The following is a 25,144-nucleotide window of genomic DNA, read 5'->3' on the forward strand; positions in this document are numbered from 1 at the left end:
GCCGAACAGTACTTTCATCGTCAGACATGTCTGGATCGCAGCGTCACTGTAGTCGGGCTGTCGGCCACGTTTTCCGGTCGGCGCAGCCTCCCAGGTCATGGTGGGATCGAACCAAATCGTCAGCGAGCCACGACGCTTGAGCGCTTCGTTATAGGCGGACCAGTTCCTGGTCTTGTAGGCGAGGGGTGTCGGTTTACTCATACCACACAGCTACCATGCTGGATTCACAAGATGAATCCCTCATGGGATTTGTGCAACAGAGCCATTGCCTTGCGTAGTGCCAATAAGGCCTTGTTGATGCTTTTGTCCTGCATGAGGGCAATCTAGCAAAATCAGCACGCAAAGGATTCACTTTTGTTGGTGCGTTTGATACATAAATCCGCAAATACCTTCCAGGGCGGAAAGCGGGGGACAGAATGTCCCCCGCTTTCCGCCCTGGCCCCATAAAATCAGGCCGCTGATCCGCCCACTGTCAACCCGCCGATCATCAAGGTCGGCTGGCCCACCCCAACCGGCACCCATTGGCCCGCCTTGCCGCAATTGCCAATACCGGGGTCCATCGCCATATCATTGCCAATCGCGCGGATTTTTTGCAGCGCGGTCGCCCCATCGCCAATCAAGGTGGCCCCTTTGACCGGTGCGCCGATCACACCGTTTTGCACGCGGTACGCCTCGGTGCAAGAAAACACGAATTTGCCGTTGGTGATATCGACTTGGCCGCCGCCAAAACCCACGGCGTAAATGCCGTCTTTCAACGACGCGACGATTTCCGCAGGGTCGGTATCGCCGCCCAGCATATAGGTGTTGGTCATGCGCGGCATCGGGATGTGCGCGTGGCTTTCGCGCCGCCCGTTTCCGGTGGGTGCCACGCCCATCAACCGTGCGTTTTGGCGGTCTTGCATGTAGCCGACCAACACACCGTCATCGATCAGCACATTGCGCTGGCTTGGCGTGCCTTCGTCATCAAATGACAGCGAGCCGCGACGATCGGGGATGGTGCCATCATCCAGTACGGTCACGCCCTTTGCCGCGATGCGCTGGCCCATGAGCCCCGAGAAGGCAGAGGTTTTTTTGCGGTTAAAGTCACCTTCCAGCCCGTGACCAATCGCCTCATGCAGCAAAATGCCGGGCCAGCCGGCGCCGAGGACCACGTCCATCACGCCTGCGGGGGCGGGGACGGCATCTAGGTTAACAAGGGCGATGCGCAGCGCCTCGCGCGCCACAGATTGCCAATGCGCGGGGTCCATCAGGCGGGCAAGGCCGTAGCGGCCGCCCCCCCCCATACCGCCCGATTCGCGCCGCCCGTTTTGTTCGACGATGACGGAAATGTTCAGCCGCGCCATGGGCCGGATGTCAGACAGGCGCAGCCCTTCGGGGCGCAGAATTTCCACCTCTTGCAAGCCCGCCGCCAATGTGGCGGAGACTTGGATCACGCGGGGGTCGAGGGCGCGTGCGTAGGCGTCAATTTCGCGCAGCAGGTCGATTTTGCCAGCGAAACTGGCGTCTGCCATCGGGTTTTGATCGGTATAGAGCCGGGTGTTGGTGCCTTTGGGCGCATCGGCCAATGTGCCACCGCCAGCGCCCACAGCCAAACGTGCGGTGTCCATGCCACGGCGCAGCGCGGATTCGGAGATTTCGGTGGAATGGGCGTAGCCTGCCACCTCGCCGCGCACGGCGCGCAGACCGTACCCTTCGGATGCGTCATAGCTGGCGGTTTTGACGCGACCATCATCCAGAACAATCGCCTCGGACCGGCGGCGTTCCAAAAACAGCTCTCCATCATCGGCACCGTGCGTGGCTTGGCGGAGAAGATCAAGGGCAACCGCCTCATCCAGATGGGTGTCGAAGGGGCGGAAAGGGGCGTCTGTCATGGAAAGTCCTTGATTTACATCAAACGGCGTCGGTTTGCCGCAATGGTTTCTCTTGTCGTCATGGTCTTAATATGGTTTCACCGAGAGTAGAAACAACGGGATTCTGCCCTAAGTTAGGGTAAAGCTTGAAAAACGGCCAAATGGCCGCGTAACGAACGGGAATTGCAGATGCGCATGATGACAGGATTTACCGGATTTGGTGCAGTGATGGCGGCGGGCGCCGCTTTTGCACAGGATTTGGAAGTGGTGGGGCGGCCTATTCCGGGTGGCATGGGCTTTCAGCCTGCTGCGACAGAATTGGCGCGCGATTTGCAGTGGTTGGACCATTTCATTTTGATCATCATCACGGTGGTCACGGTGTTTGTGACGGCGCTGTTGTTGTGGTGCGCATGGCGGTTCCACGAAAAGCGCAACAAGACGCCCGCGACATTCACGCACAACAGCCCGCTGGAAGTGGCGTGGACAATTGTGCCCATCCTGATTTTGGTGGTGATTGGGGTGTATTCGCTGCCCGTGCTGTTCAAGCAGCAGGAAATTCCGAAAGGCGACATCAACATTAAAGTGACTGGGTATCAGTGGTACTGGGGTTACGAATATGTGGATGAAGATTTCGCATTCGACAGCTTTTTGCTGCCGCGCGACAAGTTGGTTGAGGCGGGTTTTGCCGAAAGCGATTACCTTCTGGCGACCGATACATCCGTTGTGGTGCCGATTGGCAAGACCATTGTGATGACAGTGACTGGCGCAGATGTGATCCATTCCTGGACCATCCCAGCGTTTGGCGTAAAGCAAGACGCGGTGCCCGGCCGTTTGGCGCATCTGTGGTTTAATGCCGAGCGTGAGGGCGTGTATTTTGGGCAATGTTCGGAGCTGTGCGGCAAGGACCATGCGTACATGCCGATCACCGTAAAGGTGGTGTCTGAGGAGGCCTATGCAACCTGGTTGGCAGGGGCCAAACAAGAGTTTGCGGGCCTGCCAGCGGCACCTGTGGATGTGGCCTTGGCTGATTGAGGAAAGGCGGCGCGGGGGCAACCCTGCGCCCCCGGTTTTGACGTAAGGATGTGAGATGAGCGACGCGGCGGTTCCCCATGATAAAGAGGCAGGGTTTGGTGATTACATCGCCCTATTGAAGCCGCGCGTGATGTCGCTGGTGGTGTTTACGGCGTTGGTCGGCGTTTTGGTGGCGCCCGGGCAAATCCATCCGTTTATTGCGATGACCGCGATTTTGTTCATTGCGCTTGGGGCAGGGGCATCGGGCGCGCTGAACATGTGGTGGGACGCCGATATTGACGCGGTGATGAAGCGCACGCAGCGCCGCCCTGTGCCTGCGGGCAAGGTGTTGCCGGGCGAGGCGCTTGGGTTTGGCATGGCGCTGTCGGGCATTTCGGTGGTGATGCTGGGGTTGGCGACGAACTTGTTGGCGGCGGGGTTGTTGGCGTTTACGATATTCTTTTACGCCGTGGTGTATTCCATGTGGTTGAAGCGGTCCACGCCGCAAAACATTGTGATTGGCGGGGCTGCGGGGGCGTTTCCGCCGATGATCGGTTGGGCCGTGGTGACGGGCAATGTGGGCGTTGAAGCGGTGTTGATGTTCATGATTATTTTCATGTGGACGCCGCCGCATTTCTGGGCTTTGGCGTTGTTTATGAACGAGGATTACAGCAAGGCTGGTGTGCCGATGCTGACTGTGACGCATGGCAAAAAGGTCACGCGGGCGCATGTGTTGGTGTATACGATCCTGCTGATCCCCTTTGCGGTTGGCGCTGCGTTCACGTCGATTGGCGGGCCGGTGTTTTTGGCCGTATCGGTGGTGTTGAACGGCATATTCTTGCTGGGCGCATGGCGGATTTGGCGGCGCGATGAGGTGATGGCTGCGGCGGATAAATACGCGGTGGAAAAGCAAGTGTTCAAGTTTTCCCTGCTGTATCTGTTCTTGATATTTGGCGCGTTTCTGGCCGAGGCGGCGTTGAAACCTTACGGGCTTGGAGGCTGGTAAAATGGTATTTAGCGAAGAACATGACATGCACAAGCGCCGGTTCAGCCGCAATGTGGGGTTGGGCCTGGTCTTGGTCGCCTTTGTCGCGTTGGTGTTTGGCCTGACGGTGGTCAAGGTGATGAACCTTGGCGAAATGCAGGCGTTTGATCATGTGGTGCGCCCAGAGTTGGTGCCCAATTCTGTCCGTGTTCCTGTTGAGGAGGCCCCCAAGCAATGACCCCCATTAATAAAACTGCCGCGCAATTGACCGGCGTCGCGGTGCTTATGGTATCGCTGTCCTTTGCGGCAGTGCCGTTTTACGACTGGTTTTGTCGGGTTACGGGGTTTGGTGGCACGCCCTTGGTGGCGTCTGTCGCACCCGATGTGATTTTGGACCAAACCATCACCATCCGGTTTGACGCGTCCAAAGATCGCGATATGCCGTGGGAATTCAAACCCATGCAGCGAGAGATGGAAGTGCGGATTGGCGAAACCGGCCTTGCGTTTTATGAGGCGTATAACCCGACGGACCGCGCGGTGGGCGGCATGGCCAGCTATAACGTGGCGCCCGACGCTGCAGGTGGTTTTTTCACCAAAATTGCGTGCTTCTGCTTTACCGAACAGGTGTTGCAGCCGGGCGAACGGGTGCAGATGCCCGTCACGTTTTTCGTGGACCCATCCATTGTGACGGACCGTGAAGGCAAGTTTGTGCATGAAATCACCCTATCTTATACATTTTATGAGGCGGATTTGCCGGTTGAGGAGCAAGCAAGCCTTGCCCCCGCAACGCCTGCGCCTGTAAACTGATAAAAACCGCATCCAAGCGGCGCTTGAGATAAAAACCGAGGGAACGACGACCATGGCCAACGCCAAGAACCACGATTATCATATTCTTCCACCGTCGATTTGGCCGCTTATGGCCTCGGTTGGCGCGTTCATCATGCTGTTTGGCGCGGTGATTTGGATGCACGGGTCCGGCCCTTGGATGGGGCTGATCGGGCTTGCCATGGTGCTGTATGTGATGTTCGCCTGGTGGTCCGATGTGATCGCGGAAAGCCAAGTGGGCGACCATACGCCTGTGGTGCGGATTGGCCTGCGCTATGGTTTCATCATGTTCATCATGTCCGAAGTGATGTTTTTCGCGGCGTGGTTCTGGTCGTTTTTCAAACACGCGATGTATCCGATGGGGCCATTGTCGCCGGGGATTGACGGCGTTTGGCCGCCCGCAGGCGTGGAAACTTTTGACCCGTGGCACCTGCCGTTGATCAACACGTTGATTTTGCTGTGTTCGGGCGCTGCGGCGACTTGGGCGCACCACGCGTTGGTGCATGACAACAACCGCAAGGATTTGAAGAACGGGCTTATTCTGGCGATTTTGTTAGGCGCGCTGTTCACTGGATTCCAGATTTATGAATACAGCCACGCGGCCTTTGGGTTTGCGGGCAACATTTATGGTGCAAATTTTTACATGGCGACCGGGTTCCACGGGTTCCACGTTTTGATTGGGACGATCTTTTTGGGTGTTTGCTTGATCCGGACGTACAAAGGCCATTTCACCCCGGAAAAGCATATTGGGTTTGAAGCGGCGGCGTGGTATTGGCACTTTGTGGATGTGGTGTGGCTGTTCTTGTTCGCCTCTATCTATGTTTGGGGCCAGTGATCGGCACCAAGGGCTGACCAAAATTTAGAAGGGCGCGGGCCGAAAGGGCCGCGCTTTTCGCTTTCAAAACGGTTGATATGGACGGGAATTGCGGATGATGCGGCGCGTGATATTGCCCTTGATGTTTGGGCTGGCCGGGGTGGCGATTTTGGTGTCGCTGGGCCTTTGGCAAGTGCAGCGCCTTGCGTGGAAAGAGCAGGTTTTGGCGCAGATTGATGCGCGCATTGCGGCTATTCCGGTGGACCTGCCCGGTGTGCCGGACCCGGTGGCGGACCAATATTTGCCTGTGTCGGTCAGTGGTGAATTGACCAAGGACAGCGTGGATGTGTTGGTCAGTCGCAAGCAAATTGGCGCGGGATACCGGGTGGTTACGGTGTTGAAAACCGACACAGGGCGCCGGGTTTTGCTGGACCGTGGGTTTTTGGCCGAGGCGGCACGGGGATTGCCGCGTGAGGTTGTCACGCTGGCGGTGACTGGCAATTTGGTTTGGCCTGATGAGGTGGACGGTTACACCCCCGCGCCGGATGCCAAAACCGGGATTTGGTTTGCGCGTGATGTGGTGGCATTGGCCGCAGCACTGAAGGCGGAGCCTTTGTTGGTGGTGGCGCGCAGTGACACAGGCGACGGGATTGAACCGCTGCCTGTGGACAGCGCCGCGATTACAAACGATCATTTGAACTATGCGATCACATGGTTTTTGCTTGCTATCGTCTGGGCGGGGATGACAGTGCTGCTGCTGTGGCGTATGAGGCGGAACGTTGCATAAAGGGGGCGTTTGATGCGCTATATCTCCACCCGGGGTCAGGCCCCTGAGCTGAGTTTTGCCGAGGCGATGATGACCGGGCTGGCGCGCGATGGCGGGCTGTATGTGCCCGCGCATGTGCCGCAGATGAGCGCGCAGGAGATTTCGGCGCTGGCGGGTTTGCCGTATGAGGAGGTTACGTTTCGCGTGATGTGGCCGTTTTTGGGCGACACATTCACCGAGGTGCAGTTTCGCGGTTTGATTGCGGCCGCCTACAAGGGTTTCGGGCACGACGCGCGCGCGCCATTGGTGCAGCTGGGGCCGAACCACTTTTTGCTGGAGCTGTTTCATGGGCCGACGCTGGCGTTCAAAGATTTCGCGATGCAACTGCTGGGCCAGATGATGCAGGCGGATTTGGCGAAGTCGGGCCAGCGGATTACCATTGTGGGTGCGACCAGCGGCGATACCGGGTCGGCCGCGATGGAGGCGTTTCGCGGTCTGTCGAACGTGGATTTGTTCATTTTGTACCCGCATGGCCGGGTGTCCGAGGTGCAGCGCCGCCAAATGACCACCCCATCGGAGGCGAATGTGCACGCGATTGCGATGGACGGCGATTTTGACGATTGCCAAGCGCGTGTGAAGGACATGTTCAACGACATGGATTTTCGCGATGGGGTGCGGTTGGCGGGGGTGAATTCAATCAACTGGGCCCGCGTTTTGGCGCAGGTGGTGTATTATTTCTCCTCTGCGGTGGCGTTGGGTGCGCCGGGGCGGCGGGTGAGCTTCACCGTGCCGACGGGGAATTTCGGCGATATTTTTGCAGGCTATATCGCGCGGGCGATGGGGTTGCCGATTGATCAGTTGGTGGTTGCGACCAATCATAATGACATCTTGGACCGCGCGCTGCGGACGGGAGAGCATCGCACGAATGGGGTGAAGCCGTCGATCAGCCCGTCGATGGATATTCAAGTATCATCGAATTTTGAGCGGGTTTTGTTTGATGCTTACGGGCGCGATGGCATGGCCGTGGCGCAGTTGATGGGTGAGATGAAATCGGGCGGCTTTACGATTTCGCAAAGCGCGTTGCAGATGTTGCGCGAACAATTTGCATCGGGGCGTTGTTCGGAGGATGAAACCAGTGCGACCATTCGTGCCGCGTTTGCCTATACCGGAGAGGTGCTTTGCCCCCATTCCGCCGTGGGTGTGAAGGTGGCAGAAGCCCACTTGGGCGTCGTGCCGATGATCACGCTGGCCACCGCACACCCTGCGAAATTCCCCGATGCGGTGGAGGCGGCGATGGGCGTGCGGCCTGCGCTGCCGGACCGCATGGCCGATCTGTTTGATCGCGACGAACGCCTAACCCGTCTGCCCAATGACCTTGCCGTGTTGCAAGCCCATATCCGTGAAAGGATTGCCAATTGACCAGCCGCCTGACCACTTTGCCAAACGGGTTTCGCATTGTCACCGAGGCGATGCCGGGGTTGAAATCGGCCAGCGTGGGGATTTGGATCACGGCAGGCGGGCGGCATGAACGGGCCGAGCAGAACGGTATCGCGCATTTTCTGGAGCATATGGCGTTCAAGGGGACCGAAAAGCGGTCATCTTTGCGGATTGCTGAGGAAATTGAAGATGTTGGCGGGTATATCAACGCCTATACCAGCCGCGAAATGACCGCCTATTACGCGCGGGTGCTGTCGGATGATGTGGCGCTGGCGCTGGATGTGATTAGCGATATTGTGCTGAACCCGGTGTTTGACCCCAAGGAAATTGAGGTGGAGCGCCATGTGATTTTGCAAGAAATCGGGCAAGCGCTGGACACGCCGGACGATATTATTTTCGATTGGCTGCAAGAGGCGTGTTACCCCGACCAAGCCTTTGGGCGCACGATTTTGGGGCCAGCGGAACGGGTTGCAGGGTTTTCGCGCGCCGATTTGACCGGGTTTGTGGCGGAACATTACAACCCAGACCGCATGATTTTGTCGGCTGCCGGTGCGGTGGACCATGACGCGATTGTGGCGCAGGCCGAGACGATGTTTGGCGCGCGCGCCCCGGCCAAAACGGGGTTGATCCAGCCCGCGACGTTTAAGGGCGCGGAGCGGCGCGAGGTGAAAGCGTTGGAGCAGGTGCATTTCGCGCTGGCCTTTGACGCGCCGGGGTATTTGTCGCCTGATGTTTATACCGCGCAGATTTACGCGATGGCGCTGGGGGGTGGTATGTCGAGCCGTCTGTTCCAAAAAGTGCGCGAGGAACGGGGCCTGTGCTATTCGATCTTCGCGCAATCGGGGGCCTATGAGGACGCTGGGCAGATCACGATTTACGCGGGCACGTCCGATGCGGAAATTGGCGAGCTGACCGACATCACCCTGACCGAGTTGAAGCGGGCGGGCGGCGATATGACGGAGGCCGAAGTGGCGCGCGCGCGGGTGCAGTTGAAAGCCGGGATGCTGATGGGGCTGGAAAGCCCATCCAGCCGGGCGGAACGCTTGGCGCGGCTGCTTGCGATCTATGGCCGGGTGCCAGACGCGGATGAGGCGGTGGCAAAAATTGACGCGGTGACCACGACGGATGTGCGCCGCTATGCGGGCGAGATGATCCATGCGGATTCGGCGCTGGCGCTGTATGGTCCGGTTGCGGATGCGCCGGGGCTAGAGGAGATCAAGCGCGGGCTTGCCGCCTGATGCTGGGTTTTCGCCGCAAGGTGAAGGTGGAGACGGAGCGGATGACGCTGCGCCTGCCCATGCATGGCGATTGGAATGCATGGTCGGCGGTGCGAGCCGAAAGTGCAGCGTTTCTAACCCATTGGGAGCCGGTTTGGGCGGCTGACCATCTGTCGCGCCGCGCGTTTACCAACCGGGTGTATTGGGCGGCGCGGGCACAATCGCAGGGCACGGCGCTGCCGATGCTGATGATACGGCGCAGTGACCAGCAGTTGGTGGGCGCGATCACGCTGGACAATATTCGGCGCGGGCCGTCGCAGGCGGGCACCATTGGCTATTGGATTGGGCAACCTTTTGCGCGCCAAGGCCTGATGCGTGAGGCGATTTTGGCGATGGTTCATCATTCCTTTACCAGTTTGGATTTAAGTCGGGTGGAGGCGGCGTGTTTGCCGGAAAACGCAGCCTCGCGCGGGGTGTTGGAAAAAACCGGGTTCAAATATGAAGGGGTGGCGCAAAGTTATTTGCAGATTGCGGGGCGGTGGCGCAACCATGTGCTGTATGCGGCGCTGCGCGCGGACAGGCGCGGGCGGACGGATGTTGGCTGATTTGACGTGACTTTTGCAGGTGATGCCCTAGGTTTTCACAGGAAAACATGGGGGGTGTCGATGCTGCGCTTTGTCCTTTCGTTTCTGATGATGGCCGCGCCTGCAGCGGCGCAAGACCGCGTGCCAAGCCATTGCATTGCGTTGGCCGATGCGGGAACCCCAGTTCACAAAGCCAGTTTCACGGCCCCGGTGGCGGAGGGCGAGGTGCGCATCCGCTATCTGACCCATGCCAGTTTTGCGCTGCGCACGCCGATGGGCAAAGTGTTGGTGACCGATTACACGGGGTTTATCGGCGCGGATGATACGGTGCCCGATGTGGTGACCATGAACAATGCGCATGGCACCCATTGGACCAGCAACCCCGACCCGCGCATCCCGCATGTGCTGCAAGGTTGGGACAACGCAGACCATCATTTGGACCTGGGCGAGGTGTTGGTGCGCAATGTGCCGACCGATGTGATGAACCGCGGGTTTGTCCGGCCGGGCGGCAATTCGATTTTTATCTTTGAGGTGGCGGGGCTTTGCATCGGCCATTTGGGCCATTTGCACCATATCCCGGATGCCGCGCAGTTTGCGGCGATTGGGCGATTGGATGTGTTGATGGTGCCGGTGGATGGTGGCTATACCCTTGATTTGCCGTCGATGATGTCGGTCGTGCGGCGGCTGCGATCGTCTGTGGTGGTGCCGATGCATTGGTTTTCGGGGGCATCGCTGGAAGTGTTCTTGGCGGAAATGAGCACGGAATTTGACGTGGTGCGCCCGGAGATAAGCCAGATTGATTTGTCGCTGGCACGCCTGCCCGGCAAGCCCACGATCATTGTGCTGGAGCCGGACTATTTGCCCTAACGTGCCGCGATAGGCTGGGGTAAGACTGGCAAAACGACAGGAGTGCCCATGCTGAACCCGGCCGATGATGCTTTTGTGCAGCGCCTTGCGGCCCTGTTGTCACCAGATGTTCTGGGGGGCGTGGAACCGCGCTATTTGGCCGATCCGCGCGGGCGTGTGGGCGGTCAGGCGGGTGCGGTGGCGCGACCGCGCACAGTTGATGAAGTGTCTGTTATCATTGCGGAATCGGCGCGGGCGCGGGTGGGGGTGATCCCTTTTGGTGGCGGCACTGGGTTGGTTTTGGGGCAAGTGCAAGACGGTGGGCCGCTGCCTTTGGTCTTGTCGCTGGAACGGATGCGCGCGGTGCGCAGCGTGCATGCCGCGGAAAACGTTTTGGTGGTAGAGGCGGGCGCGACCTTGGCCGAGGTGCAGGCGGCGGCGCAGAGCGTGGACAGGATGTTTCCGTTGAGTTTGGCCAGCCAAGGATCCGCGCGCATTGGTGGCAATTTGGCGACCAATGCGGGCGGCGTGAATGTGCTGCGCTATGGCAATGCGCGGGATTTGTGCTTGGGATTGGAGGCGGTTTTGCCCGATGGCACGATTTGGCACGGGCTGAAACGGTTGCGCAAGGACAACACCGGATACGATCTGCGCAATCTGTTGATCGGGGCGGAAGGCACGCTGGGGGTGATCACGGCGACGAGTTTGAAGCTGTCGCCTGTGCCCGCCGGAATGGGCACCGCGTTTATGGTGGTGCGCGACCCCGCGGCGGCGCTAGATTTGTTGGCATTGGCGCAGGCGCGGCTGGGGGGGCTGGTGTCAGCGTTTGAACTGATTTCCGGCATGGGGTTGGCGTTTTTGGCCGAGGTGATGCCAGAACAGCGCCAACCCTTTGCGGTGGCCCCGGCGTGGATGGTGCTAATTGATGTGGGCCTGCCCGAAGGGTTGGACCCGCAAGCCGCGCTGATGGGATTGTTTGAGGCGGGGATGGAGGCGGGTTTGGTGTTGGACGGCACCATCGCGCAATCATTGGCCCAACGCGCGGAGTTTTGGAGCCTGCGTGAAAACATCCCCGAGGCGAACCGCCGGATTGGGTCCATTTCCAGCCATGATATTTCGCTGCCCTTGGGCGAGGTGGCTGATTTTATTGCGAAAACGGGGCCAGAGTTGGCGCGGTTGGGAGATTGGCGCATCAATTGCTTTGGCCATTTGGGCGATGGGAATTTGCATTACAACGTGTTTCCGGTGCCGGGGCAAACCCGCGCGCAGCATGAAAACAGCCGCGAGGCGATCAAGGGGTTGGTGCATGATCTTGCCCATGCGCGGGGTGGGTCGGTCAGCGCGGAACACGGCATTGGGCGACTAAAGGTGGATGATTTAGAGAAATACGGCGATCCGGCGAAACTGGCGGCGATGCGCGCCATCAAGGCAGCGCTGGACCCTGCGGGGATCATGAACCCGGGCGCAGTGCTGCGCTTGCTTGCCTAACGCGTCCTTGCCATTCGTCTTGGTCCAAATACCTATCTGTGCTGGCCCAAAAAAAGAATTGCCCCGCCGGGGTGAACCGGCGGGGCTGGGGTTTGGGGTTGAGTGGTCACGTGTTTGCAAGCAGCGACCGGTCATCCCGGTAAAGCCTGTTTAAAGTGATTCCGTTAACCAAAGGTTACCAGCCAGCATTTTGTTTTGCGTTTCACGGCCAACGCCTTTTACAGCCCCTCAAAGGCACACAGGGCGTGCACTTCCATCCCCATCGCTTCTAGCCGCGCACGGCCGCCAAGGTCGGGCAGATCAACGACAAAGGCGCAGCCGATGACTTGGGCACCCAGCCGTTCGATCAGTTTGATGCCCGCCTCGGCGGTGCCGCCGGTTGCCAGCAGGTCATCGACCAGCAGCACCTTTTCGCCGGGCAAAAACGCGTCGTCATGCACCTCGATCACCGCCTCGCCGTATTCCAATTTGTAATCTTGGGCGATGGTGCGGCCCGGCAGTTTGCCCTTTTTGCGGATGGGCACGAAGCCGGTGGAAAGCTGATGCGCCACCGCACCGCCAAGGATAAAGCCCCGCGCCTCCAACCCCGTCACCTTGTCGATGCGCATCCCGGCATAGGGCGACAGCAATTGGTCAATCGCCATGCGAAAGCCGCGCGGGTCCGCGAACAAGGTGGTGACATCGCGAAACAAGATGCCGTCATGGGGGAAATCGACGATGGTGCGGATGTAATCTTTGACGGTTTTCATGGGGGTTCCTTGGGCGGATTTCACAAAACGCGGCCTGCGATGGCATCAAGTTTGGCCAACAGGTCGGGGTCGCGGGCAGTGGGGGCAGTCATAATGGCGTGGTCCAGCGCGCGGTCGCAGCCATGCGGGCAGGGCGCGCGGCTTGCACCCAGCAGGGCGGGCAGCCGCGCGATCATTGATTTCGCGTGGCCGGAATTGGTGGTCAGCGTGGCGATGACTTGGGCCACATCCACCGCGCCGTGGCTTTCGTGCCAGCAATCAAAGTCGGTGACCATGACAACGGAGGCGTAACACAGCTCCGCCTCACGCGCCAATTTCGCCTCCGGCATATTGGTCATGCCGATCACATCGGCGCCCCAAGCGCGGTACATCTGCGATTCGGCGCGGGTGGAAAACTGCGGGCCTTCCATTGCAAGGTAAGTGCCGCCGATATGGACGGTGACGCCGGAAATGGCCTGTGCGCAAGCCGCCCCCAGTCGCGGGCAGGTGGGGTCGGCCACGGACACATGCGCCACGCAGCCCGCCCCAAAAAATGATTTTTCGCGCGCGAATGTACGGTCGATAAACTGGTCCACGATCACAAAATCGCCGGGCACATAATCGGCGCGCAACGACCCGCAGGCCGAAACGGAGATGACATCGGTGCAGCCCAAACGTTTGAGCGCGTCAATATTGGCGCGGTAGGGCACATCGCTGGGCGACAAACGATGACCGCGCCCGTGGCGGGGCAAAAACGCCATTGGCACCCCGTCCAGCCGCCCCACGAGGATTTGGTCTGACGGCGCGCCCCAAGGGGTTTTCACCTTGACCCATGATGCGCCCTCCAGCCCCGCAATGTCATAAAGGCCAGAGCCGCCGATCACGCCGATCATGGTTTCCATTTGCATCGCCCCGCTGTTGCCCCGCTGTTGGTTGGCACCCACGATAGGCGGGGGTGGCCTTGCGCGAAAGGGCAAAAGCGTGATGCGGCGGCGCGGTTTTTCACCCTTGCAACTGGCGCGTCTGCGTGTTTTTTGCCCTTTCGTTTGGCATGCGGTTTCAGATGCGGGGGCGGCTAATTTGTACCAGTTGACGCAGGAAACAATGGCGGATGGCGCCGAGGTGGAGGCGCTGTATGACCTGTGCTTTGCGCCGGGGCGCACTGCGTTGTCGTCGTACCGCTTGCGCGATGGGGTGCCGACGATTGCGCCCTTATGCCTTGTGCTGCGCGATGCGGAGGGTGTTTTGGCTGCCGCAATCCGCTATTGGCCCGCGCGGGTGGGGGATGCTGCGATTTTTCTGTTGGGCCCGATTGCGGTGCATCCAACCCGTCAGGGGGAGGGGTTGGGCGCGCTGTTGATCGCCGAAAGCCTTGATGTGGCGCGGGGGCTGGGGGCGGCGCGGGTTTTGTTGGTGGGCGATGCGCCTTATTATGGGCGGTTTGGGTTTGCCAAGTTGAACGATGTGGTGATGCCGCCGCCCACGAACCCGGACCGGGTTTTGGGGCTGGCGTTGGTTTTGGGCGCGTGGGACGGCGTGGTGGGCGATGTGGTGCGGGCGTGACCGCTTGTTTTGGGGCATTGGGCGCATTATCTTTTGGGTATGAGCGTTAAGGTGAACCCTTTGTTGCCCACCCCGCTGGCCCCCGATCCGGGGCCAGAGATTGCGCAGTTGGCGCAGCGGCAGCGGCGTGCCAATGGGCCGTTGATGCGGATAATCACCAAATTTGGCGGCACGATTGAAGAGCAGATGGCGCATTTGCCCAAAGGCGTGCGCGATCAGATTGAACGCGTGACGGGCAACGCCCTGCGGCGTGCGGTCGATGTGGCGGGGCATGGGCGGGCGGTGCCCGATTTCGGGCCGCGCGCCGCCCCCGCCTTTGCCGCGTTTACCGGGGCGATTGGGGGTGCGGGCGGGATTGCCACGTCGCTGGCGGAATTGCCTGTGACGGTGACGGTGATTTTGCACGCGATTTTGCGCGCCGCCGAGGCCGAAGGGTTTGACACCACCTTGCCCGAAGTGCGCGCAGAAGCGTTGCGGGTGCTGACATCAGGCGGGCCGTTGGCGGAAGATGATGGGATAAACACCTCATTTCTGGGGGCGCGGATGACGTTGACGGGGCCAGCGCTGCACGCATTGTTAGCGCGGGTGGTGCCGGGATTTGCCGCTGTGCTAACGCAAAAACTGGCGGCGCAAACGGTGCCGATTTTGGGCGCGGTCACGGGGGCCGCGCTGAACGCGGCGTTTTTGACGCATTACCGCGAGTTGGCGCATATTCGGTTTGGGCTGCTGCGGCTGACGGCGTTGCATGGGGCCGCCCCCGTGCGCGCGCGGTTTGAGGCGGCGTTGAAGGATTTGGCCCGGATTAAGGCGTAATGCCGTAGCGCGCGATTTTATCGGCCAGCGTGCGGCGTGCGATGCCCAAAGATTGTGCTGCGCGGTCCACCGAGCCGTGGCGGGCAAGGGCGGCAGTGATTTCGCGCGCTTCATAATCGGCCACGCGGTCGGGCAGGGTATCGCCTTTTGGGGCGGTGTCGGGCAGCGACAGATCAAGACCGAGGGCAAAACGTTCGGCGGCGGTTTTCAACTCGCGGATATTGCCGGGCCAATCGTGGCGTTGCAGATCGCGGCGCAAGGACAGCGGGATATGTGGCTCGGCGCGGCCATAAAGCCGGGCGGCAAGATGCGCGTAATGCGCGAAAATAAGCGCGATATCGGGGCCAAGGCCGCGCAGGGGCGGCAGGCGCAGTTCGGTGCCCGCAAGGCGGTAAAATAGATCGGCGCGGAAAGTGCCGCCTGCGATGGCCGCGCGCAGATCGGTTTTTGACGTGGTGATGATGCGCAAATCCAAAGGGCGCAGGCGGTTTTCGCCCAAGCGTTCCACACTGCGTTCTTGCAAGGCGCGCAGCAGTTTGGCTTGCAGTGGCAAAGGCATCGCCTCCACCTCATCCAATACCAGCGTGCCGCCGTTTGCCGCCTCCAGTTTTCCAGGTTTTTCCTGTGCGCCGGGAAAGGCGGCGGCGGCGTGGCCGAACACCTCTATCTCAAATAGCGATTCGGGCAGGGCGGCGCAGTTCAGGGCGATGTAGGGGCCATTGGCGCGCGGCGATGCGGCGTGCAAGGCGCGGGCGGCGAGTTCCTTGCCAGTGCCCGTGTCGCCCGTCAGGATAACATCGACATTCAGGGGGGCGAGTGCGGTGATGCGGTCGCGCAGGGTGGCAAGGGCGGGGCTGTCGCCAAGGATGGTGTCGATTTGGTGGGGACGTTCGTTTTGCAAGCGGGCGAGTTCATCGCGAGTGGCATGGGCGCGCAGCGTGCGTTGCAAAACAGACAGCAAGTGGTTGGCGTTATAGGGTTTTTCCAAGAAATCCTCGGCCCCTGCCTGAATGGCTTGGACAGCGGCGGTGACATCGCCGTGGCCTGTCAGCAGGATAACGGGGATGTCGTGGGGCAGTTGGGTGATGGCGGCCAGCAGGGCCATGCCGTCCATGCCCGGCATCCGAAGATCGGTCAGGATGGCCTGCGGCGGGGTTTGGGTGGCGGCGGTGACAGCGCTTTGGGCGTCTGCGAATCCCTGTGCGGTATGGCCGCCCGCGTCCAGCAGGTCCAAAAGGGCTGCGAGGTGATCGGCATCATCATCGACGACAAAGACGGTCATGCGGCACCTTTTTGTTGGGCGGGTGTGGGCAGGGTGATGGTGACGGTTGTGCCTGCGGGTGTGGAATTCAGAGCGATTTGGCCGCCAAATTCCTGCACGATTGCTTGGGATATCGATAGGCCAAGGCCAAGGTTTTCGCCGCTGATTTTGGTGGAAAAGAACGGTTCGGTCACGCGGGGCAGGTCGGCGGCGCTGATGCCTGCGCCCGTGTCGGTGACGGTGAGGGTGGTCAGATCGGGGCCAGCGGTGGTGGTAAGGGTGATTTGGGGCGCGTGCATGCCTTGCACGGCGTCAAGCGCGTTGAGGAGGAGGTTGACGAGGACCTGTTCAATGCGAATGGCCCCGGCGCGGACATAAAGCGGTGGATTGGGGGGCGTGAACTTGGGGGTGACGCCTGCCGTGCGGGCGCGGGGTGCCGTCAGGTCGATAGCGTTTTCAATGGCTTGGGTTAGGTTCACCAAGGTCAGGGTGCCCTGTTCCTTGCGGCTAAAGCTTTTGAGGTGTTTGGTGGTGCGCTGCATCCGGCGCACAAGGCCGCGCGCGGTGTCGATGCGGGTTTGGGTTTTGGTTTGCCCCGGTGGCAGGGCAATTTCGGCGGCGGCCAGCGTCGCCTCCATCGCGGCCAACGGCTGGCTGATTTCATGCACGATTGCTGCGGACATGCGGCCAAGCGCAGCCATTTTTTCAGCATGGATCAACCCATCGGTGGCGGCGCGCAGGTCCGCTTCGGTCTGGCGGCGGGCCTGCACCTCGAGCGCCAGATCGTGGGTGCGTTCGGTCACGCGGATTTCCAAAAGGGCGTTTTGGCGCAAGCGCAGGGCGACCAATTGGCGGCGTTGATGTGCGATTTTGGCAAGCCCCGTGGCCAGAAACGCCAGCAGCGCCGCACCGATCGCAGAAAGGCTGGCCGTGGTGGTGACGGGGGCGTTGGGCGCGCCTGCCAGCAGCGTCCAACCATCATCGGTCAAAGGTTTGGTGCGGATTTGCATGGGGCCTGCGCCCAACATGGCGCGGTTCGGGGCCGTTAGGATGGGGTCGGGGCTGCGCAAATCGACGCCGTCATAGGTGCGCGCATCGTGGATGCGGGCCAAGGCGCCCGGCGACAGCGCTTTGGTGGGGCGGTACAGCCATTCGGGCGCGCCCGACAAAAACGCCACCCCGTCTTGGTCGATGATCGCGGTGGCAAGGCCTGCGCTGGTCCAAGTGTCTTGCAAGGGGCGCAGATCGACCTTGACCACCAAAACGCCGCGCGCGCCATCGGCGGTCAAGGGCGTGGACAAGAAATAGCCGGGGTCGCCCGTGATCGCGCCAATGGCGTAATAGCGCCCGGTTTGCCCCTGCATTGCGGCCTGAAAGTAGGGGCGAAAGCTGAAATTGCGGCCCATCAGGTTCATGTCGGTCTGAAAGTTGGAGGTGGCCAGCGTGGTGCCGGTATCATCCATCAAAAACAAAAGGGATGCGCCCGAAAGTGCGCCCGTGGTGGCGAGGTATTGGTTGGCGGCATCAATCGTGGTCGGGTCATCGATGTGGGCGAGGGCGGCAAGGATGCGGGCATCTTGCGCGGCAATGGCGGGCAGGGCGCCAAAGCGGGCCACTTCGGTTTCGACCGCGCGGGCGGTGAGGATAAGGGTTTGATCAAGCTGGGTATTCAGGGCCGCCATACTGCTGCGGTGGGTGAGGGTATAGGCGAGAAGGGCGGCGCAGAGAGCGAGGGTAATCGCGGCAATAAGGGTGCGCGTGCCCGTCATGGCGCGGCCAGCAGGCGGTCGGCGATATGGGCCGCGATGGGAATGGCGGAGGTGGCGGCGGGGGAAGGCGCGTTGCAAACATGCAAGCTGTGGCGGGTGTCGACGAACAGAAAATCGTCGATAATCTGGCCCGCGCGCGACACGGCTTGCGCGCGCACGCCCGATTTATAGGGGGCGAGGTCGTCGATTTGGATGCGGGTGCAGTATTTTTGCACCTTTTTCAGATAGCGCTGTTTGATCAAGCTGGCGCTGAGTTCATCCACCGCCGAGCCTGCGTTGCGCGCGATCAACCGCCAAAAGCCGGGGTAGCTGAGGCTGTCTGCGAGGTCGCGGGGGTTGAGGCTGAAACGCCCATACCCTTCGCGCGCGCCGGCCAGCACGGCCGAGGGGCCGACGGTGAAACCGCCGTTCAGTTTGCGGGTGAGGTGGACGCCGAGGAACGGGCGGGCGGGGTCGGGGACCGGGTAGATGAGGTGGTTCACCAGATCATGGGGTTGGTTTTTGATCGCGAAATAATCGCCGCGAAAGGGGATGATGCGGAAATCAATCTCTGCGCCAAAGGTTTGGGCCATCCGGTCGGCGTGCAGGCCCGCGCAGAACACAGCCTTGGCGGCGGAAACTTGCCCCGTGGTGGTGTGCAGCGTGATGCCTGTTGTGGTTTCTGCGCCGCCTGTGATGCGGGTGTTATACTGGATGGTTCCGCCGTGGGTGGTGAAGAGGGTGGCCATTTTTTGGGCCATCACGGCGTAATCGACGATGCCGGTGCTGGGGGAGAGGATCGCGCCTGCGGTGGTGATGTTGGGTTCGAGCGCGCGCGCGTCATCTGCCGATAGGCGTTCGATTTGGATGCCGTTGGCGCGGGCGCGGGATTCGAGTGTGGCCAAGCGCGGCAGTTCGGTTGGGTCGGTGGCGACGATTAACTTGCCGCAGGTTTGGGTGGGAATTTGGTGTTCGGCGCAAAACGCCTTGGTCGCGGGAACACCTTTGGCGCAAAACTGGGCTTTGAGGCTGCCGGGGGCGTAGTAGACGCCTGCATGGATGACGCCAGAATTGTGGCCGGTTTGGTGGCGGGCGGGGGTGGATTCCTTTTCCAGCAGCGTGATTTTGGCGCTTGGGTGGCGCGATTGCAGGTCGAGCGCGGTGGCAAGGCCGATGATGCCGCCGCCGATGATCGCGAAATCTGTGGTTTGGGACATATGCGGCCTTCGTAATGGTTGCGGGGGCGTTGGCCCCCTTGCCTGGCGGCAATTCCCCTCAAGGTATTTAAGCCAAGATGAAAGGGGAAGGGGGTTTAGGGGCAGGGTTTGAGCGTGATGGGTTGGCCGGGGGATTGGCCGAGGGTTTGGCAGTCGGGGGTGCAAAGCTGCCAGCCTGCGCCTGTGGCCCCAGAGGCGGCGAGGGTGAGGGCGGGGAGTTGGGTCATCGGGTGCCAGACCCACCAGCCATTTTCGAGTTTAGCAGTGTCGGCGGGTTCCATGCCTGCGCCAGACCCTTTGATCGCAGCGCGGGTGAGGGTGAGAGTTTTGGCGGTGATGTGGTAGGATTCGCGCCATTCGATTTTCTCAACCGAATGGGTCCAGCGCAGGGTGAAGTTTGGGCTGGTGAGGGCGAGCATTGTCGCCCCCACCATGAGACAGGCGGTCATGCGGTTTGCTTTCGGCGGTACCAGATGTTGGCGGCGAAAAGGGCGACAAGCGCAAAGCCGATTTCGTCGGTGATGGGCAGGGCCGCGATGAGGGTTGCGGCGGCGGCCACGGCCAGCGTGCGTTCCCAGATGGCCAGCGGGCGACCGAGCCAGCCGATAACGGCGGCGCCCCACAGCGCAATCGCGATGCTTGCCTTTAGCACGATATAGGCGACGGCGGGGATGAAGCCGATCGCATCCGCCAAGGGGCCGCCCGGTTGCAGCATCAGGGCCGGGGTGTAGACCGCCATGAAGGGAATGACGAAACCTGCGGCGGCGATTTTCACCGCTTGCATGGAAATGCGCAGGCCGGATTCCTTGGCAATGGGGGCGGCGGCAAAGCAGGCCAGCGCCACGGGAGGGGTGAGATCGGCGAGGATGCCGAAGTAAAACACGAACATATGGCTGACGATCAGGGGCACGCCGAGTTCCAGAAGCGCTGGGCCTGCGATTGCTGATGTGATGATATAATTGGGGATGGTGGGGATGCCCATACCAAGGATGATGCAAGTGATCATGGTGAGGATGAGCGACAGGATCAGGCTGTCTTGGCCCACGGACACAATAAAGCTGCCGAAAGTGTTGGCGACGCCCGTAAGTGTCATGGTGCCGATGATGATGCCGACAAGCGCGCAAGCGATGCCCACAGGCAGCGCGGTTTTGGCCCCATCGGCCAGCGCATCACGGCAAATCGTCAGGGTTTCGCGCCCGCCTTTCGTGGCGGCGTTCAGGGCGACGAGGGCCGCGATGGCGGTCATTACGACCCAGATGCCGTAGCTGAAAAAGGCGGCGGCGATGAGGCCGAGGCCGATCCAGAAGATGATACGGAACACGCCTTCGGGCAGGTTGAGGGATGCGGCGGCCCCAAGGATAAGCATGACGGTGAGCGCAAGCCCGATGGTGCCGGAAAAGAGCGGCGTGTAGCCCGAAAAGAGCAGGTAGACGAGGACAGCGAGGGGCAGAACAAGGTGCCAGCCTTCGCGGATTGCCTTGCGGGGTGAGGGCAGATCGGCCTTTGCCATGCCGACGAGGTTGGCGCGCCCGGCCTCTAGGTGAACCATCCAAAATGCGGAGGCGAAATAGAGAATGGCGGGGATGAGGGCGGCTGTGACCACCTCAAAATACTCCACGCCAAGCGTTTCGGCCATGATGAAGGCCACGGCGCCCATGACAGGGGGCATGATTTGGCCGCCCATGGAGGCGGTCGCCTCCACCCCGCCCGCGAACGCGGGGCGGTAGCCAAAGGATTTCATCAGGGGAATGGTGAATTGCCCGGTGGTGACGACATTGGCCACGCCAGAGCCGGAAATGGTGCCCATAAGGCCGGAGGACAGCACCGACACTTTGGCCGGGCCGCCCTGTTTGTGGCCGACAAGGCCGAGGGAGACATCGGTGAACAGTTTGATCATGCCCGCTTTTTCCAGGAACGAGCCGAACAGGATGAAGAGGAAAATGAAGGTGGAGGAGACATAGGTGGGGATGCCGTAGATGCCTTCGGTGCCGAACGCCATGTGATCGACGACTTGGGAAAAGTCATAGCCGCGGTGGTTGAAGGGGCGCGGCAGATATTCACCGAACAGACAATAGGACAGGAACAGACCCGCGATGATGGGCAAGGCGGGGCCCATCAGCGCCCAAGCGGCGGCGAACACGGTGAACAATGCGATGCAACCGATGAGGATATCCGCAGGCAAAGGATCGCCCGCGCGCAAGATCAGGGGGACGTATTCCCACCATTGATACGCCGCCACGGTGACGCCGAGTAAGGCCATTGACCAGCCAATAATGCGGGCATTGCGCGACCCACCTTTCAGGATGGCCAGCAGCGGAAAGCCGAGGAGCGCAAGGAAGCCCACATGGAACGCGCGGGTGATTTGGCTTGCGAAATCGACGATATGGGCGGCGGTGGCGATTTGAAAAACGGAAAAAGCGACAGCAATCCAAAAGAGGATGCGGCCTTCGACGCCGGGCGGAAAGCCAGAGGAGAGGGGGTCGTGGTGCGTAGGTTCAGTGGTGGAATTGGGTTGCATGCTGACGCCCCTGAGCTTGCGCAGCCAAAACATCGGCGTGCGCGGTCAAAACTTGGTTTTCGCGGTCAAAAAAGGGCGGCGCCGGGGGTGCCGGGCCGCCCTTGGATGCCGGGTGACAGGTTACTTGATCACGCCAACTTCGCGGTAGTAGCGTTCCGCACCCGAATGCAGCGGAATTGGCATGCCTGTCAGCGCGGTTTCCAGACCGATGGCCCCGGCAGACGCGTGGGCGGCCACCAGCAACGGCAGGTTTTCAAACATCAGCTTGGTCATTTGATAGGCGGTTTCATCAGACACATCTTCATGCGTGACAAAAAAGTTCATCACGGCGGCGGTGGGCACATCTTCGGTCTGACCTTCATAGGTGCCAGCGGGAATGGTGCCGACCACGAACGGCGCACCCAGTTTTTCGACCACATCAGCGGGGATGGATACGATCTGGGTGGGCATGGATGTTGCCAAATCCTTGATCGAGGCGACGCCCATACCCGCCGATTGCAAGGTCGCATCCAGCTGACGGTTTTTCTGCAATTCAACCGATTCCGCGAAGGGCAGATATTCGACCTTTGCCATGTCGGTATAGGCCATGCCTGCCGCCTCTAAAATCACCCGCGCGTTCAGTTCGGTGCCTGATTTTGGCGCGCCGACAGACAGGCTTTTGCCCGCCAAATCGGCCAGCGTTTTGATGCCGCTGTCAGCGGTCGCAGCGATCTGGATGAAGTTTGGATAAGCCGCAGCAATGCCGCGCAGTTTTGTCAAAGGCGCTGGAAAGCCGACTTCGGCGTTGCCTTCCCACGCGAATTTCACCGAATCGCCAAGCGCCAGCGCCAATTCGCCTTTGCCCTGTTGCAACAGGTTCAGGTTTTCAACGCTTGCCTTGGTCGATTGGACCTGTGCCTGCACGTCTGGAATATTCGCGCCATAAAGGGTCGCGAGCGCGGAGCCGACGGGGTAATAGACGCCCGACGTGCCGCCTGTCAGGACGTTGATGAATTCTTGCGCCGATGCGGCGGCGGGGGCAGTTGCAATGGCAGCGCCAGCAAGCAAAGCCCGCAGATTTGCGGTGAGTTTTGTCATAGGATCCTCCTCCAAGGTGGTGCCACGCTGTTTGACGCGTGATCATAGGGTAGTGTGGGGGGCGGTGCGCCCCGACTCAACCATTTTTAGCGAAACTTGGGGAAAAGGACAGGCGGGGGGCCGCCAAACGACTGGCGGAACGCCGCCTTAGTCGGTTTGGCGGGCCAAAAAGTCCATCACCGCCGGGCGCACGGTTTCGACACCTGCGGCGCAGTTTTCATCAATCACAGCGCGTAAGGCGGCCAGATCGGTGCGGCGGATAAGGCTTTTTACCGGACCGATGGAGGCCGGGCGCATCGACAGCGTGTGCAGGCCCATCGCGGCCAGACAGACCGCCTCGACAGGGCGGCCAGCATCCTCGCCGCAAAAAGACAGCGGGGTTTGTGTGTCGGTGCAACGCGCGACGATTTGGGCGATAAACCCAAGGAAAGACGCGTTCAGTGTGTCATAGCGGCGGCGCACCCGTTCATTTTCGCGATCAGCGGCAAAGAAAAACTGCTTGAGGTCGTTGCCGCCGATAGAGACGAAATCAGTCGCTTCAAAAAACGCGCGGGGGGCAAAGGCAAGGCTGGGGGTTTCCAGCATGGCGCCGATTTCGATGGCTCTGGGCGTGGGGTGGCCCATTGCCGCCTCGCGGTCCAATTGGTCCAGCACATGGGCGCGGGCGGTGATAAATTCCACATGTTCGGCGATGAACGGAAACATGATCGACAAAGGCCGCCCGTTAGAGGCGCGAATAAGGGCCTGCGCCTGCATCCGCAGCACGCCGGGTTTATCAAGGCCCACACGGATTGCACGCCAGCCCATCGCGGGGTTGGGTTCATCCTGCGGTTTCATATAGGGCAGCACTTTGTCCGACCCAATATCGAGCGTGCGAAACGCCACGCGGCGGCCATTTGCGGCATCAATCACGCGGGCATAAAGGCGTGCGAGTTCATCGCGTTTGGGCATTTTATTGCGGATCAAAAACTGCAATTCGGTGCGAAACAGGCCAACACCATCGGCGCCAGACCCCTCCAAGCTGGGCAAATCCGCCATCAGACCTGCGTTCATTTGCAACCCAATGGTGCGCCCGTCACGCGACAGGGCGGGCAAATCGCGCAGGCCCGCATAGCGCTGTTGCGCTTGGGTTTGCATGGCGATTTTATCGCGGAATGCGGCGGCCACCGATTCTTCGGGGCGCAAGTGGGCGATGCCTTGGTCGCCATCGACCAAAATGGCGTCGCCGTTCAGGGCCTGCGCCACAATGCCATTCGCGTGGATGACTAAAGGAATCGCCAGCGCGCGCGCCACAATCGCGGCATGGCTGCCAACCGACCCTTCGGACAGCACAACGCCGCGCAGTTTGCGGCCATATTCCAGCAGTTCGGCGGGGCCAATGTTGCGCGCAACCAAAACTGGGTTTTCGGGCATCGCAGCCCCGGTGTCATGGCCTTGCCCGGTCAGGATGCGCAACAGGCGGTTGGACAGGTCATCAAGGTCGTGCAAACGGTCGCGCAAATAAGCGTCGGGCACTTGGGACAAGCGCGCGCGGGTGGTCGATTGTTCCTTTTCCACCGCCGCTTCGGCCGAAAGGCCTGCTTGAATATCCTCCTCCATCCGGCGCAGCCAACCGCGCGAATGGGCGAACATGCGGTACGCCTCTAGCACTTGTTTTTGATCTTTATCAAGGCTTTGCGCGCCAAGAAGATCATCGACCGACACGCGCAATTCCCCCACGGCGGCACGGATACGGTCGGTTTCCGCGGCCGGATCATCGGCCACGGGGTTGGTTACAACGACCCGCGCCTCATGCAGCCAAACATGACCTTCGGCGCTGCCCTCTTGGCCCGTGGCGCCGCGAAACATGATGGGCTGCTTGTGCAAGGCCCCCAGCGCCTCGCCTTCGCCGATGAACGCGCCCAGCTCTGTCATCTCTGCCAGCACCATGGCGACGACTTCCAGTGCGTACACCTCATCATCCAAAAACTGGCGCGCGGCGCGCGATTGCACCACCAAAACGCCCAGCTTTTCGCCCACCCGCTGTACAGGCACGCCAAGGAACGAGGAAAACACCTCCTCCCCCGTTTCGGGCATGAAACGAAAGCCTTTTTCGGCAGGGGCATTGGCGGTGTTGATCGGCGTGGTGGATTTGGCGACGCGGCCCACCAACCCCTCGCCCAGACGCAGGCGGGTTTGGTGAACGGATTCTGGTCGCAACCCTTCGGTGGCGCACAATTCCAGCGTGTCAGCGTCGCGGAACAAATAGATGGAACACACTTCGGTGCGCATCGAATCCGCGATCAGGCTGGTGATCCGGTCCAGCCGTTCTTGGCCCTGACCGGGTTCTGCCAAACTGTCGCGCAACCGTTTCAGCAGTTTGCGGCTATCGCTTTCGTTGCGTTCCGGCATATTCC

General features: G+C 60.7%; 24 protein-coding genes. 13 read left to right on the top strand and 11 right to left on the bottom strand.

The window, feature by feature from the left end; translation table 11 throughout:
* Positions 1-201: transposase (locus BMY36_RS01000; RefSeq protein WP_175469226.1), on the bottom strand; the 201-nt coding region annotated here is incomplete at its 3' end.
* A 248-nt stretch (positions 202-449) separates the two neighbouring features.
* Entirely contained in the window at positions 450-1,871 is a 1,422-nt protein-coding gene (gene tldD, locus BMY36_RS01005) for a metalloprotease TldD (protein WP_050518824.1), read from the bottom strand.
* Between the two features lie 174 nt (positions 1,872-2,045).
* On the opposite strand from tldD, the gene coxB reads away from it, so the two are divergent.
* From coxB to BMY36_RS01060, 11 genes are all read left to right on the top strand, one after another.
* Positions 2,046-2,882, top strand: a complete 837-nt coding sequence (gene coxB / locus BMY36_RS01010) for a cytochrome c oxidase subunit II (RefSeq protein WP_414811673.1) — start codon at positions 2,046-2,048, stop codon at positions 2,880-2,882.
* Between the two features lie 55 nt (positions 2,883-2,937).
* Positions 2,938-3,867, top strand: coding sequence for a heme o synthase (gene cyoE, locus BMY36_RS01015; RefSeq protein ID WP_050518822.1), 930 nt, complete (start codon positions 2,938-2,940; stop codon positions 3,865-3,867).
* Between the two features lies 1 nt (position 3,868).
* Positions 3,869-4,084: a cytochrome c oxidase system small membrane protein gene (locus tag BMY36_RS01020; protein WP_050518821.1), complete on the top strand. Its 216-nt coding sequence runs from the start codon at positions 3,869-3,871 to the stop codon at positions 4,082-4,084.
* A complete protein-coding gene (locus tag BMY36_RS01025) occupies positions 4,081-4,653 on the top strand; it encodes a cytochrome c oxidase assembly protein (RefSeq protein WP_050518820.1) in 573 nt (190 codons plus the stop codon). Before BMY36_RS01020 ends, BMY36_RS01025 begins: the two co-directional genes overlap by 4 nt.
* Positions 4,654-4,705: 52 nt before the next feature.
* The gene (locus BMY36_RS01030) at positions 4,706-5,506 is read left to right on the top strand and encodes a cytochrome c oxidase subunit 3 (RefSeq protein WP_050518819.1); all 801 of its coding nucleotides are present in this window, start codon (positions 4,706-4,708) and stop codon (positions 5,504-5,506) included.
* 94 nt (positions 5,507-5,600) lie between these two features.
* Entirely contained in the window at positions 5,601-6,272 is a 672-nt protein-coding gene (locus BMY36_RS01035) for an SURF1 family protein (protein WP_050518818.1), read from the top strand.
* Positions 6,273-6,284: 12 nt separating this feature from the next.
* Positions 6,285-7,670 carry a threonine synthase gene (thrC, locus tag BMY36_RS01040; RefSeq protein ID WP_050518817.1) on the top strand — a complete coding sequence of 462 codons (1,386 nt, stop codon included), beginning with the start codon at positions 6,285-6,287 and terminating at the stop codon, positions 7,668-7,670.
* A complete protein-coding gene (locus BMY36_RS01045; RefSeq protein WP_050518816.1) occupies positions 7,667-8,926 on the top strand; it encodes a M16 family metallopeptidase in 1,260 nt (419 codons plus the stop codon). Before thrC ends, BMY36_RS01045 begins: the two co-directional genes overlap by 4 nt.
* Positions 8,926-9,510 (top strand): GNAT family N-acetyltransferase, encoded by a 585-nt coding sequence (locus BMY36_RS01050; protein ID WP_050518815.1) that lies wholly within the window; start codon positions 8,926-8,928, stop codon positions 9,508-9,510. The genes BMY36_RS01045 and BMY36_RS01050 overlap by 1 nt, the downstream gene beginning before the upstream one ends.
* A 60-nt stretch (positions 9,511-9,570) precedes the next feature.
* Positions 9,571-10,356 carry an MBL fold metallo-hydrolase gene (locus BMY36_RS01055; RefSeq protein ID WP_050518814.1) on the top strand — a complete coding sequence of 262 codons (786 nt, stop codon included), beginning with the start codon at positions 9,571-9,573 and terminating at the stop codon, positions 10,354-10,356.
* A 48-nt stretch (positions 10,357-10,404) separates the two neighbouring features.
* Positions 10,405-11,823 (top strand): FAD-binding oxidoreductase, encoded by a 1,419-nt coding sequence (locus tag BMY36_RS01060; RefSeq protein WP_050518813.1) that lies wholly within the window; start codon positions 10,405-10,407, stop codon positions 11,821-11,823.
* Positions 11,824-12,041: 218 nt separating this feature from the next.
* On the opposite strand, the gene BMY36_RS01065 is transcribed toward BMY36_RS01060, so the two are convergent.
* Both BMY36_RS01065 and BMY36_RS01070 read right to left on the bottom strand, forming a co-directional pair.
* Entirely contained in the window at positions 12,042-12,572 is a 531-nt protein-coding gene (locus tag BMY36_RS01065; RefSeq protein WP_050518812.1) for an adenine phosphoribosyltransferase, read from the bottom strand.
* Positions 12,573-12,592: 20 nt separating this feature from the next.
* Positions 12,593-13,453 carry an S-methyl-5'-thioadenosine phosphorylase gene (locus BMY36_RS01070; protein ID WP_050518855.1) on the bottom strand — a complete coding sequence of 287 codons (861 nt, stop codon included), beginning with the start codon at positions 13,451-13,453 and terminating at the stop codon, positions 12,593-12,595.
* Between the two features lie 178 nt (positions 13,454-13,631).
* On the opposite strand from BMY36_RS01070, the gene BMY36_RS01075 reads away from it, so the two are divergent.
* The gene (locus BMY36_RS01075; protein ID WP_050518854.1) at positions 13,632-14,114 is read left to right on the top strand and encodes a GNAT family N-acetyltransferase; all 483 of its coding nucleotides are present in this window, start codon (positions 13,632-13,634) and stop codon (positions 14,112-14,114) included.
* 39 nt (positions 14,115-14,153) lie between these two features.
* Complete coding sequence (locus BMY36_RS01080) at positions 14,154-14,927, top strand: EcsC family protein (RefSeq protein WP_050518811.1); 774 nt, start codon at positions 14,154-14,156, stop codon at positions 14,925-14,927.
* On the opposite strand, the gene BMY36_RS01085 is transcribed toward BMY36_RS01080, so the two are convergent.
* From BMY36_RS01085 to BMY36_RS01115, 7 genes are all read right to left on the bottom strand, one after another.
* Positions 14,917-16,209 (bottom strand): sigma-54-dependent transcriptional regulator, encoded by a 1,293-nt coding sequence (locus tag BMY36_RS01085; RefSeq protein WP_050518810.1) that lies wholly within the window; start codon positions 16,207-16,209, stop codon positions 14,917-14,919. The two genes, BMY36_RS01080 and BMY36_RS01085, sit on opposite strands and share 11 nt — an antisense overlap.
* Positions 16,206-17,957 (bottom strand): sensor histidine kinase, encoded by a 1,752-nt coding sequence (locus BMY36_RS01090; protein ID WP_050518809.1) that lies wholly within the window; start codon positions 17,955-17,957, stop codon positions 16,206-16,208. Before BMY36_RS01090 ends, BMY36_RS01085 begins: the two co-directional genes overlap by 4 nt.
* A complete protein-coding gene (gene lhgO, locus BMY36_RS01095) occupies positions 17,954-19,153 on the bottom strand; it encodes an L-2-hydroxyglutarate dehydrogenase (RefSeq protein ID WP_050518808.1) in 1,200 nt (399 codons plus the stop codon). The genes BMY36_RS01090 and lhgO overlap by 4 nt, the downstream gene beginning before the upstream one ends.
* A 95-nt stretch (positions 19,154-19,248) precedes the next feature.
* Positions 19,249-19,602 (bottom strand): DUF1850 domain-containing protein, encoded by a 354-nt coding sequence (locus tag BMY36_RS01100; RefSeq protein WP_050518807.1) that lies wholly within the window; start codon positions 19,600-19,602, stop codon positions 19,249-19,251.
* Entirely contained in the window at positions 19,599-21,671 is a 2,073-nt protein-coding gene (locus BMY36_RS01105) for a TRAP transporter permease (RefSeq protein WP_050518853.1), read from the bottom strand. Before BMY36_RS01105 ends, BMY36_RS01100 begins: the two co-directional genes overlap by 4 nt.
* 120 nt (positions 21,672-21,791) lie before the next feature.
* Positions 21,792-22,748, bottom strand: coding sequence for a TAXI family TRAP transporter solute-binding subunit (locus BMY36_RS01110; RefSeq protein ID WP_050518806.1), 957 nt, complete (start codon positions 22,746-22,748; stop codon positions 21,792-21,794).
* A 147-nt stretch (positions 22,749-22,895) separates the two neighbouring features.
* Positions 22,896-25,139, bottom strand: coding sequence for a phosphoenolpyruvate--protein phosphotransferase (locus tag BMY36_RS01115; protein ID WP_050518805.1), 2,244 nt, complete (start codon positions 25,137-25,139; stop codon positions 22,896-22,898).
* Positions 25,140-25,144: the final 5 nt, after the last annotated feature.

It is taken from the genome of Pseudorhodobacter antarcticus, assembly GCF_900110135.1.
Classification (GTDB): domain Bacteria; phylum Pseudomonadota; class Alphaproteobacteria; order Rhodobacterales; family Rhodobacteraceae; genus Pseudorhodobacter; species Pseudorhodobacter antarcticus.

Excerpts from the sequence above, each read along its gene's own strand:
- tldD (WP_050518824.1), bottom strand. The coding sequence starts at position 1,871 with ATGACAGACGCCCCTTTCCGCCCCTTCGACACCCATCTGGATGAGGCG.
- coxB (WP_414811673.1), top strand. The coding sequence starts at position 2,046 with ATGATGACAGGATTTACCGGATTTGGTGCAGTGATGGCGGCGGGCGCC.
- cyoE (WP_050518822.1), top strand. The coding sequence starts at position 2,938 with ATGAGCGACGCGGCGGTTCCCCATGATAAAGAGGCAGGGTTTGGTGAT.
- BMY36_RS01020 (WP_050518821.1), top strand. The coding sequence starts at position 3,869 with ATGGTATTTAGCGAAGAACATGACATGCACAAGCGCCGGTTCAGCCGC.
- BMY36_RS01025 (WP_050518820.1), top strand. The coding sequence starts at position 4,081 with ATGACCCCCATTAATAAAACTGCCGCGCAATTGACCGGCGTCGCGGTG.
- BMY36_RS01030 (WP_050518819.1), top strand. The coding sequence starts at position 4,706 with ATGGCCAACGCCAAGAACCACGATTATCATATTCTTCCACCGTCGATT.
- BMY36_RS01035 (WP_050518818.1), top strand. The coding sequence starts at position 5,601 with ATGATGCGGCGCGTGATATTGCCCTTGATGTTTGGGCTGGCCGGGGTG.
- thrC (WP_050518817.1), top strand. The coding sequence starts at position 6,285 with ATGCGCTATATCTCCACCCGGGGTCAGGCCCCTGAGCTGAGTTTTGCC.
- BMY36_RS01050 (WP_050518815.1), top strand. The coding sequence starts at position 8,926 with ATGCTGGGTTTTCGCCGCAAGGTGAAGGTGGAGACGGAGCGGATGACG.
- BMY36_RS01055 (WP_050518814.1), top strand. The coding sequence starts at position 9,571 with ATGCTGCGCTTTGTCCTTTCGTTTCTGATGATGGCCGCGCCTGCAGCG.
- BMY36_RS01060 (WP_050518813.1), top strand. The coding sequence starts at position 10,405 with ATGCTGAACCCGGCCGATGATGCTTTTGTGCAGCGCCTTGCGGCCCTG.
- BMY36_RS01065 (WP_050518812.1), bottom strand. The coding sequence starts at position 12,572 with ATGAAAACCGTCAAAGATTACATCCGCACCATCGTCGATTTCCCCCAT.
- BMY36_RS01070 (WP_050518855.1), bottom strand. The coding sequence starts at position 13,453 with ATGGAAACCATGATCGGCGTGATCGGCGGCTCTGGCCTTTATGACATT.
- BMY36_RS01080 (WP_050518811.1), top strand. The coding sequence starts at position 14,154 with ATGAGCGTTAAGGTGAACCCTTTGTTGCCCACCCCGCTGGCCCCCGAT.
- BMY36_RS01085 (WP_050518810.1), bottom strand. The coding sequence starts at position 16,209 with ATGACCGTCTTTGTCGTCGATGATGATGCCGATCACCTCGCAGCCCTT.
- BMY36_RS01090 (WP_050518809.1), bottom strand. The coding sequence starts at position 17,957 with ATGACGGGCACGCGCACCCTTATTGCCGCGATTACCCTCGCTCTCTGC.
- lhgO (WP_050518808.1), bottom strand. The coding sequence starts at position 19,153 with ATGTCCCAAACCACAGATTTCGCGATCATCGGCGGCGGCATCATCGGC.
- BMY36_RS01100 (WP_050518807.1), bottom strand. The coding sequence starts at position 19,602 with ATGACCGCCTGTCTCATGGTGGGGGCGACAATGCTCGCCCTCACCAGC.
- BMY36_RS01105 (WP_050518853.1), bottom strand. The coding sequence starts at position 21,671 with ATGCAACCCAATTCCACCACTGAACCTACGCACCACGACCCCCTCTCC.
- BMY36_RS01110 (WP_050518806.1), bottom strand. The coding sequence starts at position 22,748 with ATGACAAAACTCACCGCAAATCTGCGGGCTTTGCTTGCTGGCGCTGCC.
- BMY36_RS01115 (WP_050518805.1), bottom strand. The coding sequence starts at position 25,139 with ATGCCGGAACGCAACGAAAGCGATAGCCGCAAACTGCTGAAACGGTTG.